This is a genomic window from Streptococcus sp. FSL K6-1323, assembly GCF_038630745.1.
Classification (GTDB): domain Bacteria; phylum Bacillota; class Bacilli; order Lactobacillales; family Streptococcaceae; genus Streptococcus; species Streptococcus salivarius_D.
This window is the reverse complement of the sequence record NZ_CP152039.1, coordinates 374619-393107: the sequence shown is the minus strand read 5'-3', so window position 1 is coordinate 393107 and position 18489 is coordinate 374619. Positions and strand designations below refer to the sequence as shown.

Here is an 18489-nt window from a genome sequence, read left to right as displayed (position 1 = left end):
CTTCTGAACCTGTTGAATGAATGGTTTCCATGGCCAAAAAGGCTATGGAAATTCGCAAGGGAATCCCTTGCGATTACTTTCAATTGAAGCCATTCAGACACAAAGAAAAGTCTGAAACTCGCAGTTAACAGACTTCACTTTTCTATCGCATCGTTACAAATTCCTCTGAGCCTGTTGGATGAATGGCAACCGTATTATCAAAATCAGCCTTAGTTGCTCCCATCTTAATAGCCACAGAGAAACCTTGAATCATCTCATCAACACCATAGCCAATACCGTGAAGACCGATGATTTTTTCATCCTCACCAAGCGTTACTAATTTCATGGTTGAAGGCTGACGATTGTCTCCAAGGGTCGTATACATTGGTGTGAAACTAGATTTATAAACCTTAATATTCTCTGCACCATACTTAGCGATTGCTTTTTCTTCAGTCAAGCCAACAGAACCAATAACTGGATGGCTAAAGACCACGGTGGCTACATCAGTGTAATCAAGCTTAGCATCAGCTTTATTGTTGAAGAGTCGCTCTGACAATTGACGTCCAGCCTTGACTGCAACTGGTGTCAAATCAAGTTTACCAGTCACATCGCCAAGGGCATAGATTCCAGGAACAGATGTATTTTCAAACTCATCCGAATAGATTGTTCCTTTTTCAGTCAATTTAACACCTGTCTTTTCAAGACCAAAACCAGAAGTGTTGGCTGCGCGTCCAATAGCCCAGATTAAGCAATCAACTGTAATCGTCTCTCCATTATCAAAACTAATGGTTAAGGAATCATCTGCATTCTTCACTACCTCTGTCGCATTAGCATGCGTATGGAGGGTTGGACCAGATTTAGCCATTTCATCAACTAAAACATCAACGATATCCTTATCAAAGGTACGCAATGGACGATCTTTACGCACAAAGAGGTGTGTGTCACTTCCAAGAGCGTTGAGAACACCAGCAACCTCAACAGCGATGTAGCCAGCACCAATGACAGCTGTACGTTTTGGCACCTCATCTAGCTCAAAGAAACCATCGGAGGTAATCCCATATTCACTACCTGGAATGTTTGGATAAAGGGCGTGACCACCAGTCGCAATAAGGATATGGGGTGCTGTATAACGCTCACCCGCTACTTCAACCGTATGAGGGTCAACAAATCTTGCATACTCGTATACACGTTCAACGCCATTGCTATCAAAACCACGCTCATAAGAACCATGGATACGGTCGATATAAGCCTGACGATTGGCCTTAAGTGTTGCAAAATCAAACTTATTAATCGTCACATCAAAACCGTACTCACCTGCATAACGGTGAAGGGTTTCAGCAACCTGAGCACCATACCACATGACCTTTTTAGGCACACAACCTACATTGACACAGGTACCTCCGACCTCTTTTCCTTCAAAGAGAATAACCTTAGCACCATGCATGGCAGCACGATTGGCACTGGCAATACCACCAGAACCACCACCAATGACAATATAATCGTATTCTTTTACCATATTTTACCTCTTATGTTTCTTTATACAGCGTATTAGCTACTAGATAAGCCATTTCTGCCTATACTTTATCACAAAATAGGTACCCTGACAAAAATCTGCTACGACACAAAAAACAACCCCGTCACAACGAGATTGTTTTGTCATATCTTATTTATCAAGTGGTTTGCGGAGGAATCCGAAGAGGATACCTGATACCACAGCACCAATCAAGATGAAGAGAAGGTAGAGAAGGGCATTTGATGTGAGGGCAATAACGAAGATACCTCCGTGTGGTGCCATCAATTTGATTCCTGCCATACCTACAAGAGCACCTGTAAGAGCTGAACCGACGATAAAGCTTGGGATAGCGCGTGCTGGGTCAGCTGCACCAAATGGGATCGCACCTTCAGTGATGAATGAAAGTCCCATAACAATGTTTGTCAAACCAGAGTTGCGTTCTTCTTCAGTGAATTTATCTTTAAACAAGAGTGTTGCTACAAATACTGCCAACGGAGGAACCATACCAGCCGCCATAACTGCTGCCATAACAACTGAACCACCTGAAGTTACTGTTGCTGCGAGAGTACCTGTACCAAAGACATAAGCTGCTTTGTTGACTGGTCCACCCATATCCACTGCCATCATACCACCAACAAGGAGACCAAGTAGTACGGCTGAGCTTCCTGACAAGCTTGACAAGAAGTTATTAAGACCAGTATTAATTGCTGCCATTGGGATATTTACTGCCAACATCAAGAAACCAGTAGCAAATACACCTAGAAGTGGCAAGAGCAAGATAGAACGGATTCCTTCAAGGGCACGTGGAATACCTGCCAAGAGTTTACGAAGAACGAGGATAACACCACCTGCAAGGAAACCACCAACAAGAGCTCCAAGGAAACCTGAAGATACGCCAGCAAGGGCAAGGGTTGCTTTACCACCTGAAGCAAATGGAACACCACCAAAGGCTGCACCACTTGAAGCAATAGCACCAGCTACGAAACCTGATACCAAACCTGGTTTTTCAGCGATAGAGTAAGCAATGTAACCTGCAAGTACTGGAAGCATGAAGCCAAAAGCAGCGCCACCAATTGCTTTGAATTGAGCAGCAATTTCATGGTAAGAACCAAGTTGTGACAATTGATCTTTAGGAACACCCATGATTTGGTCAAGCAAGAAGGCAAGCGCAATCATGATACCACCACCGATAACGAATGGAAGCATTTGTGATACCCCACTCATCAAGTGTTTATAGAAGGCACCACCAAGGCTCAATTTCTCACTTGATTCTTGAACAGCTCCAGCATTTTCAGCGTGGAAGACTTCAGCTTTTCCATCCAAGATGTTTTGGATTAATTCTTGAGGTTGACGAATACCTGCAGCGACTGGTTTAGAAAGCAATTTTTTACCATCGAAACGTGCTGTTTCAACTGCCTTGTCTGCTGCTACGATAACACCTACAGCCTTACTGATTTCTTCAGCAGTCAAAGGTGTTCCGACACCTGAAGCACCGTTAGTTTCAACACGAACATTGACACCCATTTCTTCACCTGTTTTAATTAGTGATTCTTCAGCCATGTAAGTGTGAGCAATACCAGTTGTACAAGCTGTTACAGCTACGATAAGTGGTTTATCGCTTGAAGCTGCTTCTTTAACAGCTTGTGCTTTCTTAGCTTCCTCAGCTTGTGCTTCTTCTTCACCCGTATTGAAAGCAGCAATCACTTCATCTGGAGAAGTCACCTTACGCAAACGATCTGCAAAACCATCTTGCATAAGGTATTTTGACAACTCAGCAAGTGCTGCCAAGTGAGTGTCATTTGCTCCTTCTGGAGCAGCAATCATAAAGAAGAGGTCTGTAGGTTGACCATCAAGTGATTCGTAATCTACACCTTTATTAGATTTAGCAAAAAGTACAGTTGCTTCTTTTACTGCAGCATTTTTGCTGTGTGGCATAGCAATTCCATCACCCAAACCAGTTGATGTTTGTGCTTCACGAGCCATAATACCTGCTTTGAAAACATCAAAGTCAGTCACAACACCATTGTCAACCAAGCTGTTAATCATTTCATCGATAGCAGCTTCTTTTGTAGTTGCTTGAAGGTCAAGCAACATTACTTTTTTGTTCAGTAAATCCTGAATTTTCATAGTTTTTCTACCTCTACTTTATTGTATGTTTCTTTAATAAATTCAATTGTCGCTAAGTCATCTGAGAAAGCTGTAGATGTTCCACACGCTACCCCCCACTTGAGAGCCTCAATCGGATCACCCGATTTAACAAACTCACCAGTGAAACCAGCAACCATCGAGTCACCCGCACCAACAGAGTTTTTAACTGTTCCCTTGATTGGTTTAGCAAAGTAAGCAGCCTCTGGTGTGACCAGCAGAGCTCCATCGCCTGCCATTGAGATGATAACGTTCTGTGCACCCTTAGCAAGGATTTCACGCGCATATTTTTCAACATCAGCCAAACCATTAAGTTTGACATTGAAAATAGCTTCTAACTCATGGTTATTCGGTTTAACCAAGAGTGGTTGGTAAGCCAAGGAATCAAGCAAGGTTTGACCTTCAAAGTCACAGACAACCTGTGCACCCGTTTCACGCACTAGTGGAATCAATTTGTTATAGACCTTATTTCCAAGATTGCTTGGTGCTGATCCAGCAAAAACAACCACATCATCGGCACTTACACTTGAAAGAACTGCTTCCAATTCAGCCAATTGATTCTCATTAATGACAGGTCCTGCACCATTAATTTCAGTTTCTTGGTCAGCCTTGATTTTAACATTAATACGTGTGTCTTGATCCACTGCTACAAACTTGGTTTTAATGCCCTCTGCATCCAAACCATCTGTCACAAAACGTCCTGTAAAACCACCGATGAAGCCCGTTGCAGTATTATCAACACCTAAGCGTTGCAAAATACGACTAACATTAATACCCTTACCGCCAGCGAACTTATCATCACTCTCCATACGGTTAACTTCACCAATCTCTACTTTATCGATACGAACAATGAAGTCGATTGATGGATTCAGCGTTACAGTATAAATCATACTTCAATAACCCTCGTTTTCTCTTTTAATTCTTTTAGGAGCTCTTCTTCCGAAGCATTTGTAATTATGGTTACTTTTTCAACCTCAGCTACCTTAGCATAGGTAATCTGACCAAGTTTAGAGGCATCAGCTAGAACATAGGCTTTTTGCGCATTAGCTATAACCGTCCGTTTAATAACTGCCTCTTCCATGTCTGGTGTGGTGAAATAATTAGCATCAACGCCATTAGCACCAATGAAAGCACAATCAAAATTCAGTTGTCTGATTTGCTCTTGAGCAGTACTTCCAATAGAGGCATCCGTTGAATGTTTAACCTTTCCTCCAACAATCCTAGTGCTAACACCAAGATCTACCAACTTAACCGCATGATGGATAGAATTAGTCACAACCGTTACCTGACGATTGGCCAAATGTGGAATCAAAAGTTCATTTGTTGTACTAGCCTCAAGAAAGACGACATCACCTTCCTTAATCAAATCGGCAGCATAACCAGCTAACTGAGCCTTTTCTTTAACGTTTCTAATAGCTTTTTGACTATTGGCAATTTCTTCCTTTAGACCATGAATGCTTTCAGCACCACCATGAACACGCTTAAGTTGGCCATCTGCCGCTAACTCGTCCAAGTCGCGACGAATCGTCGACTCGGAAGTATCACTTAACAAAACAGTTAGGTTTTCCAAAGTGACAAAACCATCTTGTTTCAACTGAGACAAGATAATCTGCTTACGTTCAGACTTTAGCATAATCTCTCCTTCTGTAATCGTTTACAAAGTCTATTATACTAAATTTTTAATAACTGTCAACTAAAAACAGTCAAAAAAAATCAAAATATTTCATTATAAAACACTAATCTGCCAAAATGACGCAATTTGATAAGAAAGTTCTTACATTTTCAAAAAAAACTTTCATTATCAAGTGCAAAATAAAAAAGCCTTTCGGCTCTCTTATCTTATTTGGCATAGTCAACCGCACGGAATTCACGAATGACTGTAACCTTAATATTTCCTGGGTAATCCAAATTCTTCTCAATTTGTTCACGTACCTTGTGAGACAAGATCGTAACTTCATCATCTGAGATTTTGTTTGGATGAACCATAATACGAATCTCACGACCAGCTTGAAGGGCGAAGCTTGTTTGAACACCGTCAAAGCTTGATGCAATTTCTTCCAAATCTCGGAGGCGTTTGACGTAATTCTCAACAGATTCATTACGAGCCCCTGGACGAGCCGAACTCAAAGCATCTGCTGCAGCTACAATAACTGCAATGACACTCTCAGGTTCTACATCGCCATGGTGGCTGGCAATAGCGTTAACCACAACTGGATGTTCTTTGTACTTACGTGCAAACTCAGCACCAATCTCTACGTGGCTACCTTCGACTTCTTTGTCAATGGCTTTCCCCATATCGTGAAGGAAACCAGCACGACGAGCGAGGGCAACATTCTCACCCAATTCACCAGCCATGATACCTGCTAGTTTACCAACTTCAACTGAGTGACGAAGTACGTTTTGACCATACGACGTACGGAACTGCAAGCGTCCCATAATCTTGATCAAGTCAGGGTGAAGATTCATAGCGCCAATTTCGTAGGCTGCTTCCTCACCATACTCACGGATACGGTTATCCATTTCCTGACGGCTCTTCTCAACCAACTCTTCAATACGAGCTGGATGGATGCGTCCATCCTTAATCAAGGCTTCGAGAGTCATACGTGCAATTTCACGACGAACGGGATCGAAACCAGAAAGGACAACTACTTCTGGAGTATCGTCAATAATAACGTCAATACCTGTTAGACTTTCAAGCGTACGGATGTTACGCCCCTCACGTCCAATGATACGACCTTTCATATTGTCATCTGGAAGGTGAACAGTAGTTACTGTTTGTTCAGTAACATAATCTCCAGCCAAGCGTTGCATAGCTTGCGCCAACACGTTTTTGGCCTTCTTATCAACAGTATCTTTAACCTGTGCTTCTGCATCTTTGATACGTGTTGCAATCTCATGAGTCAGATTATTCTCAGTCTCCGTTAAGATTACCTCACGCGCTTCTGCAATGGTCATCTGACCAACACGTTCAAGTTCAGCTTGCTTCTCAGCCTCCAACTGAGTCACATTCTCTTCACGCTCATTAAGATGTTTAGATTTGTCAGCAAGACTCTGCTCTTTCTTCTCGAGGGCAAGTTCTTTACTTGATAGATTTTCATCCTTACGATCAAGGCTAGTGGCACGTTCTGTTAAACGATTTTCCATTTGTTTAAGCTCTTGACGCTCAGATTTGAATTCTTTTTCAATATCTTCTCGATATTTTCTAGCTTCCTCTTTTGCTTCTAACAAGAACTCTTTACGTTGAGCCTTACTTTCGCGTTCAGCAGTCACACGCAGATGATCTGCATCATGTTCCGCCTGGCTACGAAGGTTCACAGCGTCTTGTTCTGCCTTTAGCAAGGTAGTTTCTGCTTGTTCCTTAGCTTTGCTAAGTTTAATAGAAATTGCTAAATATCCAACGACTAAACCAATGAGTGCAAAGACAACTAAAATTATCATGTTTATCATGTCTTTACCTCAACTTTTCTAAGGTTTCCCTAAAGAAAACCGTCTTCTAGTGTATCATAATTATAGCGAATTCTCAAATAAATACTAGAACTTTAAACTGATTTTGTGGTATCATAACTCTATTAGAATAGGGAGGTATTACCATGCCAAAAGACGTTACTGTTGAAAGTTTTGAACTTGATCATACCATTGTAAAAGCACCGTATGTGCGCCTTATTTCAGAGGAAGTTGGACCTAAAGGAGATATCATCACAAACTTTGATATCCGTTTGATTCAACCTAATGAAAATAGTATTGACACAGGTGGTCTTCACACTATCGAACACCTACTCGCTAAATTGATCCGTCAACGTATCGATGGACTTATTGATTGCTCACCATTTGGTTGCCGTACAGGCTTCCATATGATTATGTGGGGTAAACAAGATCCAACAGAAATTGCTAAAGTTATCAAATCTAGTCTTGAAGCTATTGCTAACGAGATTACATGGGAAGATGTTCCAGGAACTACCATTGAATCATGTGGTAACTACAAGGATCACAGTCTTCATTCAGCTAAGGAATGGGCTAAACTTATCCTTGAACAAGGTATCTCAGACCAAGCCTTCGAACGCCATACCGTTTAAAAAACATTGGGATATATCCCAATGTTTTTTTAGTATTTTCTAAAACGTTGATAACGCGCTTCAAGCAAGTTCTCTGTTGATAATTGGCTTAATTCTGCCAACTCATCTACGATTGCTGTCTTAATTGCTTCTATAATTTCACTTGTAAAGTAACCACGTTCTGGGATCACCTTATCAACGATTCCCATATTAAGCAACTCGCCTGATGTAATCTTCATCAACTCTGCTGCCTCTTCTGAACGTGAGCCATCTTTCCAGAGAATAGTCGCAAATCCTTCTGGACTCAAGATAGAGTAGATGGTATTTTCAAGCATCCAAACCTTATCGGCTACTGCCAAGGCAAGAGCTCCTCCCGAACCACCTTCACCAATGATGATGGCAATAATTGGCACCTTAAGATCACTCATTTCCATAAGGTTACGCGCAATTGCCTCGCCTTGGCCACGTTCCTCTGCCCCAACACCAGGATAAGCACCTGCAGTATTGATAAAGGTAACGACTGGACGACCAAACTTTTCAGCCTGTTTCATGAGGCGAAGAGCCTTACGATAGCCCTCTGGATGAGGTTGCCCAAAGTTACGGTTAAGATTATCTTGTAGGTTTCTACCTTTTTGGATACCCACTACAGTAACCGCTTGGCCATTTAAACGACCAATACCACCAATAATGGCACCATCGTCACGGAAATTACGGTCGCCATGAAGTTCGATAAAATCATCGAAGATTCCTTGGGCAAAGTCCAAAGCAGTTAAACGGCCTTGGTCACGCGCTTCTTTTAAAATACGTGCTACGTCGCTCATTGAACACCTCCATGGAATGATAAGAGTGTGGCAATGGTATCAGCCAACTCTGTACGTTTAACAATGGCATCAACAAAACCATGTTCTTGAAGGAACTCAGCCTTTTGGAAATCATCTGGCAAAGTTTCGCGAACTGTGTTTTCAATGACACGACGACCTGCGAAACCAATCAAGGTTTGTGGCTCAGCCAAGATAATGTCACCTTCCATAGCGAAACTTGCTGTAACCCCACCAGTGGTTGGATCTGTCAAGACAGTCAGATACAACAAGCCAGCATTAGAATGACGTTTTACGGCTGCTGAAATCTTAGCCATTTGCATCAAACTCATAATACCTTCTTGCATACGAGCACCACCAGATGCTGTAAAAATAACAACTGGAAGTTTTTCTTCAATCGCATGTTCAAAGAGCTGGGTGATTTTTTCACCAACAACAGTTCCCATTGAAGCCATGATAAAGTTAGAATCCATAATAGCCAAGGCTGTTCTTTGTCCCTTGATAGTTGCAACGCCAGTTACAACAGCTTCATCAAGACCTGTTTTTTCCTTAGTCGCTGCTAATTTCTCCATATAACCTGGGAAATTCAATGGATTTTCAGTTTTAATACCTGTAAAAAGTTCTTGGAATGATCCCTCATCAACCGTTAAATCGAGACGTTCTTTAGCGGAAATACGGAAGGTATAAGAACAATTTGGACAGATTTTAGCTTGTCCCAAGTCCTTTTGATAAATAGCTTGTTTACAACCAGGACATTTGGCAAAAAGTTCATCTGGAACTTCTGGCACTTGGTGATCAATCCCATTACGTACAGAACGGTTAGGATTGATACGGATATACTTTTCTTTTCGATCAAATAATCCCATAAACTTTATTCCTCACGATTCTGATAATCTGGTAGGAAAGTCTCCATCAAGAAGGAAGTATCATAATCCCCAGCGATAACGCTACGATCTGAAATCAAATCCAACTGGAAGTCAGCATTAGTCACAACACCATCGATTTCGAGCTCGTAAAGGGCACGTTGCATCTTCATGAGTGCCTCAAATCGATTCTCTCCATGAACAATGATTTTGGCAATCATTGAATCATAGTAAGGTGGAATAGTATAGCCAGGATAAACTGCACTGTCTACACGAAGACCAACACCACCACTAGGTAGGTAGAGATTGCTAATTTTCCCTGGACTAGGTGCAAAGTTGAACTTAGGATTTTCTGCATTGATACGACACTCAATAGCATGTCCCTTGATTTCAATATCATCTTGGGTCACAGAGAGCTTTTCACCTGCAGCAATACGGATTTGTTCTTTAACAATATCCACACCACTTACAAATTCTGTAACTGGGTGCTCAACCTGAACACGGGTATTCATTTCCATGAAGTAGAACTGACCTGTTTTTTCATCAAGAAGGAACTCGATAGTACCCGCATTTTCATAATTAACAGCCTTAGCGGCACGGACAGCCGCAGAACCAATTTCGTGACGAAGTGTCTTACCAATAGCAACTGAAGGTGATTCTTCCAAGACCTTTTGATTATTACGTTGAAGAGAACAATCACGCTCACCTAGGTGAACAATATTACCATAGCTATCTCCCAAAATTTGAACCTCGATATGACGAGCTGGGTAAATAACTTTTTCAATATACATCGCCCCATTACCAAAGGCTGCTTTAGCTTCTTGTGACGCAGATTCGAAAGCGGGAGCTAACTCTTCTTCAGTGTTAACTTTACGAATCCCCTTACCGCCACCACCAGCAGAAGCCTTAAGCATGACTGGATAACCAAGATGGTTGGCAACTTCCAAAGCCTCCTCAGCTGTAAAGACTTCACCATCTGAACCAGGAATTACAGGGACATTAGCCTTAATCATTTCAGCACGGGCATTGATTTTGTCACCCATCTTGTCCATGACTTCGCCTGAAGGACCAATAAACTTGATGTTCATTTCTTCACAGAGAGTGGCAAATTTAGAGTTTTCACTCAAGAAACCAAACCCTGGGTGAATAGCTTGAGCCTCAGTCACAATAGCAGCTGATAGGACACGATTCATATTCAAATAAGAATCCGTTGATTTTGCAGGCCCGATACAAATAGCTTCATCAGCGAGCATAGTATGGAGAGAATCCTTATCCGCTTCAGAATAAATAGCAACCGTTTGGATACCCAATTCACGCGCTGCACGGATAATACGCACTGCAATTTCACCACGATTGGCAATCAATAATTTTTTAAACATAAAACAAGATAACATCAGACATTTTTTGATAGTCTGTGTTGATTTCCTTTCTATGTGATAGACCAATGTCTAAAGAAAAATCCTTTCCGACTGTCGCCAGAAGGATCTTCACAAAACATTAGCTTCCAATAGCAAAAGTCAAAGTACCTGATGCAGCAAGTTTCCCATCGACTTCAGCCTTAGCTTCAACAACAGCAATTGTTCCACGACGTTTAACAAACTTAGCTGTCATAACAAGTTGGTCACCAGGAACCACTTGTTTTTTAAATTTAACCTTATCCATACCTGCGTAAAAGACTAATTTGCCTTTGTTTTCAGGTTTAGACAATTCAAGAACACCAGCTGTTTGCGCAAGAGCTTCCATGATAAGAACACCAGGCATAACTGGGTATTGAGGAAAATGTCCATTAAAGAAAGGTTCATTGATCGTTACATTTTTAATAGCTGTGATTTCGTCTTCTGAAACTTCTAGCACACGGTCAACCAAAAGCATTGGATAACGGTGTGGTAAAGCTTCACGAATAGCATTAATATCAATTGTCATTTGATGCGTACCAATCCTTTTCCGTAGTCAACAACTTCTTCATTCGCTACCAAGATCTCAGTAATAACACCATCTTTAGGTGCTGGCACTTCATTCATAACCTTCATCGCTTCAACGATAAGAAGAGTTTGACCTTTCTTAACAGTGTCGCCAACAGAAACAAAGGCTGGTTTTTCAGGTGATGGAGACAAGTAAGCCACACCGACAAGTGGACTTTCAACCACTTCTCCTTCAGCAGCTTGAGCTGGTGCAGAAGCTTCTTCAACTGGTGTTGCTGGAGTTTCAACAGCAGCAGGTGCTGCTACTGGAGCAACCGGAGCCTGAGGAGCTGGCGCAACTACTTCAACTGTAGGAGCTACTGGGGCAGCTGTTACTGAACTTGTTTGATTTTTGCTCAAGTTCAATTCTTCACCATTGTTTTTGTATGAAAATTCACGTAAAGTTGATGCATCAAATTGGGCCAACAAATCTTTGATTTCAGAAATATTCATGAATTAAGCCTCCCAACGTTTAAAGGCAAGAACAGCATTGTGTCCACCAAAACCGAAAGTATTTGAAATTGCGTACTCAATATCAGCTTCTTGACCTTCACCATAAACAACATTAGCTTCGATGTAGTCAGACAATTCTTTTGTACCAGCAGTTTTCGGTACATAGCTATGACGAATAGCTTCGATTGTTGCAATAGCTTCAACTGCACCAGCAGCACCTAGCAAGTGACCTGTAAATGATTTAGTAGATGAAACTGGAACATCTTTACCAAGTACAGAAACAATGGCACCACTTTCACCTTTTTCATTGGCAGGTGTGGATGTCCCGTGAGCATTAACATAATCAACATCTTCAGGTTTGATACCAGCTTCATTGATAGCCAATTTAATTGCTTTAGCAGCACCAGAACCGTCTGGAGTTGGTGTTGTCATGTGGTAGGCATCACAGTTTGATCCGTAACCAACAATCTCAGCCAAGATGTTAGCACCACGTTTTTGAGCATGTTCCAAGCTTTCGATAACGAGAACCCCTGCACCTTCACCCATAACAAAACCATTACGGTCTTTATCAAATGGAATTGATGAACGCTCTGGATCCTCTGTTGTTGAAAGTGCTGTAAGAGCATTAAAACCACCGATACCAATCTTAGTGATTGAAGCTTCAGCACCACCAGCCAAGACAACATCATGCAAACCGAATTTAATTTCACGGAAGGCCTCACCGATTGCATCATTGGCAGACGCACAAGCAGTCGTCACTGATTTACACACCCCTTGAGCACCAATTTTAAGAGCAATGTTACCAGCACCCATGTTTGAGAGTGCTTTAGGGATAAACATTGGTTTGATACGTTTCATACCACGTTCGTGCATACGGATGATTTGATCTTCAAGTTCTTGGAGACCACCGATACCAGATGACACGATAACACCTACACGATCACGATCTTCTTCTTCCATGTTAAGTCCTGAATTTTCAAGAGCTTCCATAGCAGCATAAATCGCATAAAGTGAGTAAGTGTCCATACGGTTAGTATCTTTTTTCACAAAGTATTTATCGAACGGGAAATCTTGGATTTCACCAGCGTTAAAGACAGGAATTTCAGAAGCATCGAACTTAGTAATTGGTTTAATACCGATTTTACCGTCATGAAGACTGTTCCAAAATTCTTCTGGTGTATTACCGATTGGTGAGGTTACGCCGTAACCTGTAACAACAACACGATTTGTAGACATATATATTCTCCTTTTGTCGGATGGATATTCTTATAAATGATTTTTTGATATTGAAAATCAATTATTGCATGGTCATACCACCATCAATAGCGATGGTTTGACCTGTGAGATATTCTTGACTAGCCAAGAATGCTGCAACTTCAGCCACTTCTTCTGCTTGACCAATACGTTTCATTGGTACTTGAGCAATCATAGCATCTTTCATTTTCTCTGGAATAGCGTCAGTCATATCTGATTCAATGAAACCAGGAGCGATAGCATTGACACGGACACCACGGGCTGCAACTTCACGCGCTACTGATTTAGTGAAGCCAATCAAACCAGCTTTTGAAGCCGCATAGTTAGCTTGACCAATATTCCCCATGAGACCTACAACAGATGACATATTGATGATGGCACCTTGACGCGCCTTAGACATTGGTTTCAAGACAGCTTGTGTCATATTGAAGGCACCAGTCAAGTTGATTTTCAAGACACGTTCAAAATCTTCTTCAGTCATCTTCAACATCAACTTATCGTTAGTGATACCAGCATTATTAACTAGCACGTCAACACTACCAAGCTTTTCAATAGCTTCAGCAACCATACGTTTAGCATCTTCGCCATTAGAAATATCACCTGAGATACCAACAACAGTTACACCATAATCTGCAAACTGTGCAAGCAAGTCCTCAGAAATCTCAGAACGTCCATTTAGGACAACGTTGGCACCAAGACTAGCAAATTTGTGTGCCACAGCTAATCCAATTCCACGTGTTGAACCTGTTACAAAAACATTTTTATTCTTAAGTTCCATGTTTACCTCGTTTTAAGCATTAAGAAGGGCATCAAGACTAGCTTGATCTTCAACATTTTGAGTTGGTAGGGTTTTATCAATTTTCTTCAAGAAACCTGACAAGACTTTTCCTGGACCAATCTCAATCACTTCATCTACACCAAATTCTTGGATAGTGGCAATCGAATCATAAAAACGTACAGGTTCCATCACCTGACGAGCCAAAAGTGCCTTGACGTCTTCTGACTTCATGATTTGAGCCTCAGTATTACCTACTAAAGGAAGCGTAAAGTCATTGAATGACACTTTCTCAAGTTCTGCTGCCAATTTTTGACTAGCTGATTCAAGTAAAGCTGTATGGAACGGCCCTGAAACATTAAGAGGAATCAGACGTTTAGCACCAGCTTCTTTTAGCAATTCCACAGCATAATCAACAGCCTCAACTTCACCACCAATAACAATTTGTGCAGGAGTATTATAGTTAGCAGGCGTTACTACACCCTTTTCAGATGCTTTTTGACAGATTTCTTCAATCAAACTTGGATCTGTATTCATGACTGCAACCATTTTCCCACTTCCAGCAGGAGCCGCTGTTTCCATGAATTCTCCACGTTTAGCAACCAAGGCTACCACATCCTCAAATGAGAGTGCTCCAGCCGCAACTAGGGCAGAATATTCACCCAAAGAGAGACCGGCAACAATATCAGGAGTGATACCATTTTCTGCCAAAAGGCGATAAATGGCTACTGACGTTGTCAAAATAGCTGGTTGAGTATAGCGTGTCTGATTAAGTTTTTCTTCGTTAGAATCAATCAATTCACGCAAATCATAACCTAGAATACGACTAGCCGTATCAAATGTCTCTTTGACAACGGGATAAGTCGCATACAAATCGCTCGCCATGCCCAATTTCTGAGCCCCTTGACCAGCAAATAAGAACGCACGTTTTGTCACTATCCTAATCCTTTCGACGTTTTTAGACGTTTACATCTGCCCAACGAGCAGCTTCTTCTTTAATCACCTTGGCAGCACCAGTGTAAAGGTCTTCCAAGATTTCTGCACATGTTTCTTCTTTACGAACAAGACCTGCAATTTGTCCAGCCATAACTGAACCATATTCCACATCTCCATCAACAACAGCGTTACGAAGGGCACCCGCACCAAGCTCTTCAATTTCCTCTTGAGTCTTTTTACCAGCCAAGAAATCTTTTTCAGCTTGGTTATATTCTGTAGCCAATTTATTCTTAATCGCACGAACTGGGTGTCCAACAACTGAGGCTGAAATAACAGTATCAATATCTTTAGCCTTCAAAATCTTATCTTTGAAGTTTTGGTGTGCATTAGATTCCTTAGCAACAGCGAAACGCGTACCAACCTGAACAGCTTCTGCTCCAAGCATAAGAACAGCAGCCATACCACGTCCATCAGCAACACCACCAGCACCAATAACTGGGATAGATACCGCATCCGCAACCTGGCGAACAAGAGCCATAGTTGTCAATTTACCGATGTGACCACCAGCTTCCATACCTTCTGCGACAACAGCATCTGCTCCAAGTTTTTCCATACGTTTAGCAAGTGCTACCGATGGAATAACTGGGATTACTGTAATTCCAGCTTCGTGGAAACGCTCCATATATTTACCTGGATTTCCGGCACCTGTTGTAACAACCTTAACGCCCTCTTCAATAACGAGGTCGACGATGTCATCTGCAAATGGTGACAAAAGCATGATATTAACACCGAATGGTTTGTCAGTGATTTGTTTTACTCTATCAATATTAGCTTTTACCACTTCTTTAGGGGCATTACCACCACCAATAATTCCGAGTCCACCAGCATTTGAAACGGCTCCAGCCAAGTCTCCATCAGCAACCCAGGCCATACCACCTTGGAAGATTGGATATTTAATTCCTAACAGTTCTGTAATACGAGATTTCATTTTTCACCTTTTTTTCGATTTTCTAATCAAATAAATAGTTTAATAATCAAAGTAATTGTATAAACAAAGGAGAATATCCCCAATAAGAATATTCTCTATGCCCTGCTTATTTAGTTTTTTCTTCTACGTAAGCAACAAGGTCACCAACAGTGTTAAGACCTTCTTCAGTTTCGATTTGGATATCGAATTCATCTTCGATTTCTGAGATAACTTGGAACACGTCAAGTGAGTCAGCGTCAAGTTCGTCAAAAGTAGTTTCTACTTTTACTTCTTCTGCATCTTTCCCAAGTTCTTCAACGATGATTTCTTGTACTTTTTCAAATACTGCCATTTTAATTTCTCCTTTAAGATAAATATATTTCTTATAATCTATGCTGGTGCATAATTTATATAACTAGATTTTAACAATAAGACTGCCCCATGTCAAACCCCCACCAAAACCTGATAAAAGAATTGTTTGACCGCTGTCTAATTTTAAGGTCCCATTTGCCACGTTTTCAGAAAGCAAAATTGGGATACTTGCCGCACTGGTATTACCATAAGACATCATGTTTGCCAAGAATTTATCACGACTGACATCGATTTTCTTAGCCATAATATCCAAAATACGAATATTAGCTTGGTGAAGAAGGAAGTAATCAGGTTCACCTTTTTCTTCAACCAAGGCCTTAATGCTCTTTGAAACTGTCTTAACGGCAAAATCAAAGATCGCTTTCCCATCCATTTGCATATAGGGATTAGGCTGATCAGACTCATCTGAATAAGGCGAGATAACTGCAGAGGCTCCTGACTCAAGACCACCCTTGCTACCATCGGTATTCAAAGATTCTCCGAAGAAATGTTCTTCTTCAGTTTCTTCCAAGAGAACTCCACCAGCACCATCTCCAAAGAGGACAGCTGTTGTACGGTCAGACCAGTCTAAAGTTTTAGAAAGGACTTCAGCACCAATAACTAGACCTTTTTTGTAGACACCTGACTTAATCAATTTTTCTGCTGTTGCCAAGGCAAAGACGAAACCACTACATGCTGCAGTAATATCAAAAGCAAAAGCATTGACTGCACCGATCGCTCCTTGAACTCGAGCCGCTACTGACGGCATAGAGCTATCCGGAGAAATCGTTGCAACTAAAACAAAGTCTAGCTCCTCAGGCGATAATCCTGATTTTTCTAATAGCTGATGGGCAACATTGGTAGCTAAATCACTCGTGTTCTCATTCAATGAGATGCGACGTTCCTGAATACCTGTGCGTGAGCGAATCCACTCGTCGCTAGTATCCATGATTTTTGATAGGTCATCATTAGTCACGACCTGAGCAGGTGCATAATGGGCAACCTGACTAATTTTTGCAAATGCCATTATTTCAACTCCTCAAGAAAGGCGTGGAGATTTTCCAATCCCTTGCTCATAACCTTCAATTCCTCGTCGTTAAAGCCTTCTGTAATCCTCATCACCATTGATTTATGAAAACGACGGTGAAGACGATATACCAAACGACCCTTTTTAGAAAGCGATAGATGGACCACACGACGGTCAACTGATGAACGCGTACGGACAATATAACCTTTCTTTTCAAGTTTATTGAGAGAAGTTGTTACAGTACCAAGAGTTAACATGAGTTCTTTAGCTACTGCACTTGGTGTCGTATCTGGATGTGTACCGATCACATCAATGGTATGCATTTCCTTGAGGGAAACATCGTTAAATTTTGAATTCTTTAAACTTGCTTCTTCGATAATAACTACGTTATTAAAAATATCAACAAGATAGCCATCAATTTTGTCGTAATTCACACCAGACTCCTTTCAATAAAACTTTGACTTTCAAATTATATCAGACTCAAACTAAATTCGCAAGCCCGATTAAAAAACTTTAGTTTTTCTTTTAGAAAATGTGGTTATTTCCCTTGGAATTTAGGTCGACGACGCTCACTATAAGCACGTACCCCTTCTTTGAAGTCCTCAGTGAAGGCAAGAGATTTTTGCAAATCAAGTTCCAACTTAGCGTAATTTTCCCATCCTGCAAATTCAGATTCCCAAACCATTTCTTTAATGGCTTTAAAGGAATTCACTGAAGAACGGTTCAATTTTTTAATCAATTGACTCACAGTTTTTTCAAGTTTTTCTGACTCAACAACTTTGTAGGCAATTCCCCAGGCCAAGGCTTTTTCAGCTGATACTGGTTCTCCTGTCATGGTAATTTGAGTCGCACGGTTAATACCGATTGAACGTGTCAAAAGGTAGAGACCTCCAGCGTCAGGTGCCAAACCAACACCTACAAAAGCTTGGATGAATTTAGCTTTATCAGATGCAATCGTAAAGTCAGCTGCAACAGCTAAGTTAGCCGCAGCACCTGCACATGGGCCATCAACTACCATGATGACTGGCTTAGGCAATTTTTTAAGAGCAAAAGAAATTTCATTTACCTGCTCAGCAATACGAACCAAAGACTGTACATCATCTACAGCAACCGCTTTTTGCATTTGATCAAGGTCACCACCAACAGAAAAGACTTTCCCATTAGCATTGATTACCAAGAATTTTACTGACGCATCTTGTTTAGCTTCCTCAATTGCAGCCATAATCTCATCACAAACTGGAATATTAAACCCATTTTGCACTTCTGGACGATTAAGTGTTAAAGTTGCTACTCCATCTTCAACACTATAAAGAATTGTTTCGTAAGCCATTTTTTGCATTCCTCCGATAACTAGTTCCTATATGAAAACCGTATGTTCTTTATATTTTTATCACA

At 41.2% G+C, this 18489-nt stretch carries 19 protein-coding genes; 1 reads left to right on the top strand and 18 read right to left on the bottom strand.

Translation table 11 applies throughout. From position 1 onward, the window contains the following. Positions 1 to 142: 142 nt before the first annotated feature. The 5 genes from gorA to NST80_RS02075 all read right to left on the bottom strand — a co-directional run bounded on the left by gorA (position 143) and on the right by NST80_RS02075 (position 7084). Entirely contained in the window at positions 143 to 1495 is a 1353-nt protein-coding gene (gorA, locus tag NST80_RS02095) for a glutathione-disulfide reductase (RefSeq protein ID WP_342504624.1), read from the bottom strand. A gap of 147 nt (positions 1496 to 1642) precedes the next feature. Beyond that, positions 1643 to 3619 (bottom strand): fructose-specific PTS transporter subunit EIIC, encoded by a 1977-nt coding sequence (locus NST80_RS02090; protein ID WP_045769282.1) that lies wholly within the window; start codon positions 3617 to 3619, stop codon positions 1643 to 1645. Further along, positions 3616 to 4527 (bottom strand): 1-phosphofructokinase, encoded by a 912-nt coding sequence (gene pfkB, locus NST80_RS02085; RefSeq protein WP_118172249.1) that lies wholly within the window; start codon positions 4525 to 4527, stop codon positions 3616 to 3618. Before pfkB ends, NST80_RS02090 begins: the two co-directional genes overlap by 4 nt. Continuing rightward, positions 4524 to 5270 carry a DeoR/GlpR family DNA-binding transcription regulator gene (locus NST80_RS02080; protein ID WP_013990106.1) on the bottom strand — a complete coding sequence of 249 codons (747 nt, stop codon included), beginning with the start codon at positions 5268 to 5270 and terminating at the stop codon, positions 4524 to 4526. The genes pfkB and NST80_RS02080 overlap by 4 nt, the downstream gene beginning before the upstream one ends. Positions 5271 to 5476: 206 nt before the next feature. Continuing rightward, entirely contained in the window at positions 5477 to 7084 is a 1608-nt protein-coding gene (locus NST80_RS02075; protein WP_002885478.1) for a ribonuclease Y, read from the bottom strand. Between the two features lie 143 nt (positions 7085 to 7227). Here NST80_RS02075 and NST80_RS02070 point away from each other — a divergent pair, with 143 nt between their 5' ends. Continuing rightward, the gene (locus tag NST80_RS02070) at positions 7228 to 7710 is read left to right on the top strand and encodes an S-ribosylhomocysteine lyase (protein ID WP_002885585.1); all 483 of its coding nucleotides are present in this window, start codon (positions 7228 to 7230) and stop codon (positions 7708 to 7710) included. 29 nt (positions 7711 to 7739) lie between these two features. Here the strand turns inward: NST80_RS02070 and NST80_RS02065 are convergent, their stop codons facing one another. From NST80_RS02065 to NST80_RS02005, 13 genes are all read right to left on the bottom strand, one after another. Further along, positions 7740 to 8510 (bottom strand): acetyl-CoA carboxylase carboxyl transferase subunit alpha, encoded by a 771-nt coding sequence (locus NST80_RS02065; RefSeq protein WP_013990105.1) that lies wholly within the window; start codon positions 8508 to 8510, stop codon positions 7740 to 7742. Next, positions 8507 to 9373, bottom strand: a complete 867-nt coding sequence (accD, locus tag NST80_RS02060; protein ID WP_013990104.1) for an acetyl-CoA carboxylase, carboxyltransferase subunit beta — start codon at positions 9371 to 9373, stop codon at positions 8507 to 8509. The genes NST80_RS02065 and accD overlap by 4 nt, the downstream gene beginning before the upstream one ends. A 5-nt stretch (positions 9374 to 9378) precedes the next feature. Further along, a complete protein-coding gene (locus NST80_RS02055; protein WP_041817333.1) occupies positions 9379 to 10749 on the bottom strand; it encodes an acetyl-CoA carboxylase biotin carboxylase subunit in 1371 nt (456 codons plus the stop codon). Between the two features lie 118 nt (positions 10750 to 10867). Then, positions 10868 to 11293: a 3-hydroxyacyl-ACP dehydratase FabZ gene (fabZ, locus tag NST80_RS02050; RefSeq protein WP_002885470.1), complete on the bottom strand. Its 426-nt coding sequence runs from the start codon at positions 11291 to 11293 to the stop codon at positions 10868 to 10870. Further along, complete coding sequence (gene accB, locus NST80_RS02045; RefSeq protein WP_002885548.1) at positions 11290 to 11784, bottom strand: acetyl-CoA carboxylase biotin carboxyl carrier protein; 495 nt, start codon at positions 11782 to 11784, stop codon at positions 11290 to 11292. Before accB ends, fabZ begins: the two co-directional genes overlap by 4 nt. A gap of 3 nt (positions 11785 to 11787) precedes the next feature. After that, positions 11788 to 13020, bottom strand: a complete 1233-nt coding sequence (gene fabF, locus NST80_RS02040; protein ID WP_002885574.1) for a beta-ketoacyl-ACP synthase II — start codon at positions 13018 to 13020, stop codon at positions 11788 to 11790. A gap of 61 nt (positions 13021 to 13081) precedes the next feature. After that, positions 13082 to 13816 carry a 3-oxoacyl-[acyl-carrier-protein] reductase gene (gene fabG, locus NST80_RS02035; RefSeq protein ID WP_002885572.1) on the bottom strand — a complete coding sequence of 245 codons (735 nt, stop codon included), beginning with the start codon at positions 13814 to 13816 and terminating at the stop codon, positions 13082 to 13084. A 12-nt stretch (positions 13817 to 13828) separates the two neighbouring features. Continuing rightward, the gene (gene fabD / locus NST80_RS02030) at positions 13829 to 14749 is read right to left on the bottom strand and encodes an ACP S-malonyltransferase (protein ID WP_084871146.1); all 921 of its coding nucleotides are present in this window, start codon (positions 14747 to 14749) and stop codon (positions 13829 to 13831) included. 22 nt (positions 14750 to 14771) lie between these two features. Next, a complete protein-coding gene (gene fabK / locus NST80_RS02025; protein WP_002886654.1) occupies positions 14772 to 15737 on the bottom strand; it encodes an enoyl-[acyl-carrier-protein] reductase FabK in 966 nt (321 codons plus the stop codon). Positions 15738 to 15843: 106 nt separating this feature from the next. Beyond that, positions 15844 to 16068: an acyl carrier protein gene (locus NST80_RS02020; protein WP_002885495.1), complete on the bottom strand. Its 225-nt coding sequence runs from the start codon at positions 16066 to 16068 to the stop codon at positions 15844 to 15846. Between the two features lie 63 nt (positions 16069 to 16131). After that, positions 16132 to 17094 (bottom strand): beta-ketoacyl-ACP synthase III, encoded by a 963-nt coding sequence (locus NST80_RS02015; protein ID WP_037612035.1) that lies wholly within the window; start codon positions 17092 to 17094, stop codon positions 16132 to 16134. After that, entirely contained in the window at positions 17094 to 17528 is a 435-nt protein-coding gene (locus NST80_RS02010; protein WP_002885562.1) for a MarR family transcriptional regulator, read from the bottom strand. The genes NST80_RS02015 and NST80_RS02010 overlap by 1 nt, the downstream gene beginning before the upstream one ends. Before the next feature lie 104 nt (positions 17529 to 17632). Next, entirely contained in the window at positions 17633 to 18424 is a 792-nt protein-coding gene (locus NST80_RS02005) for an enoyl-CoA hydratase (protein ID WP_084871144.1), read from the bottom strand. Positions 18425 to 18489: the final 65 nt, after the last annotated feature.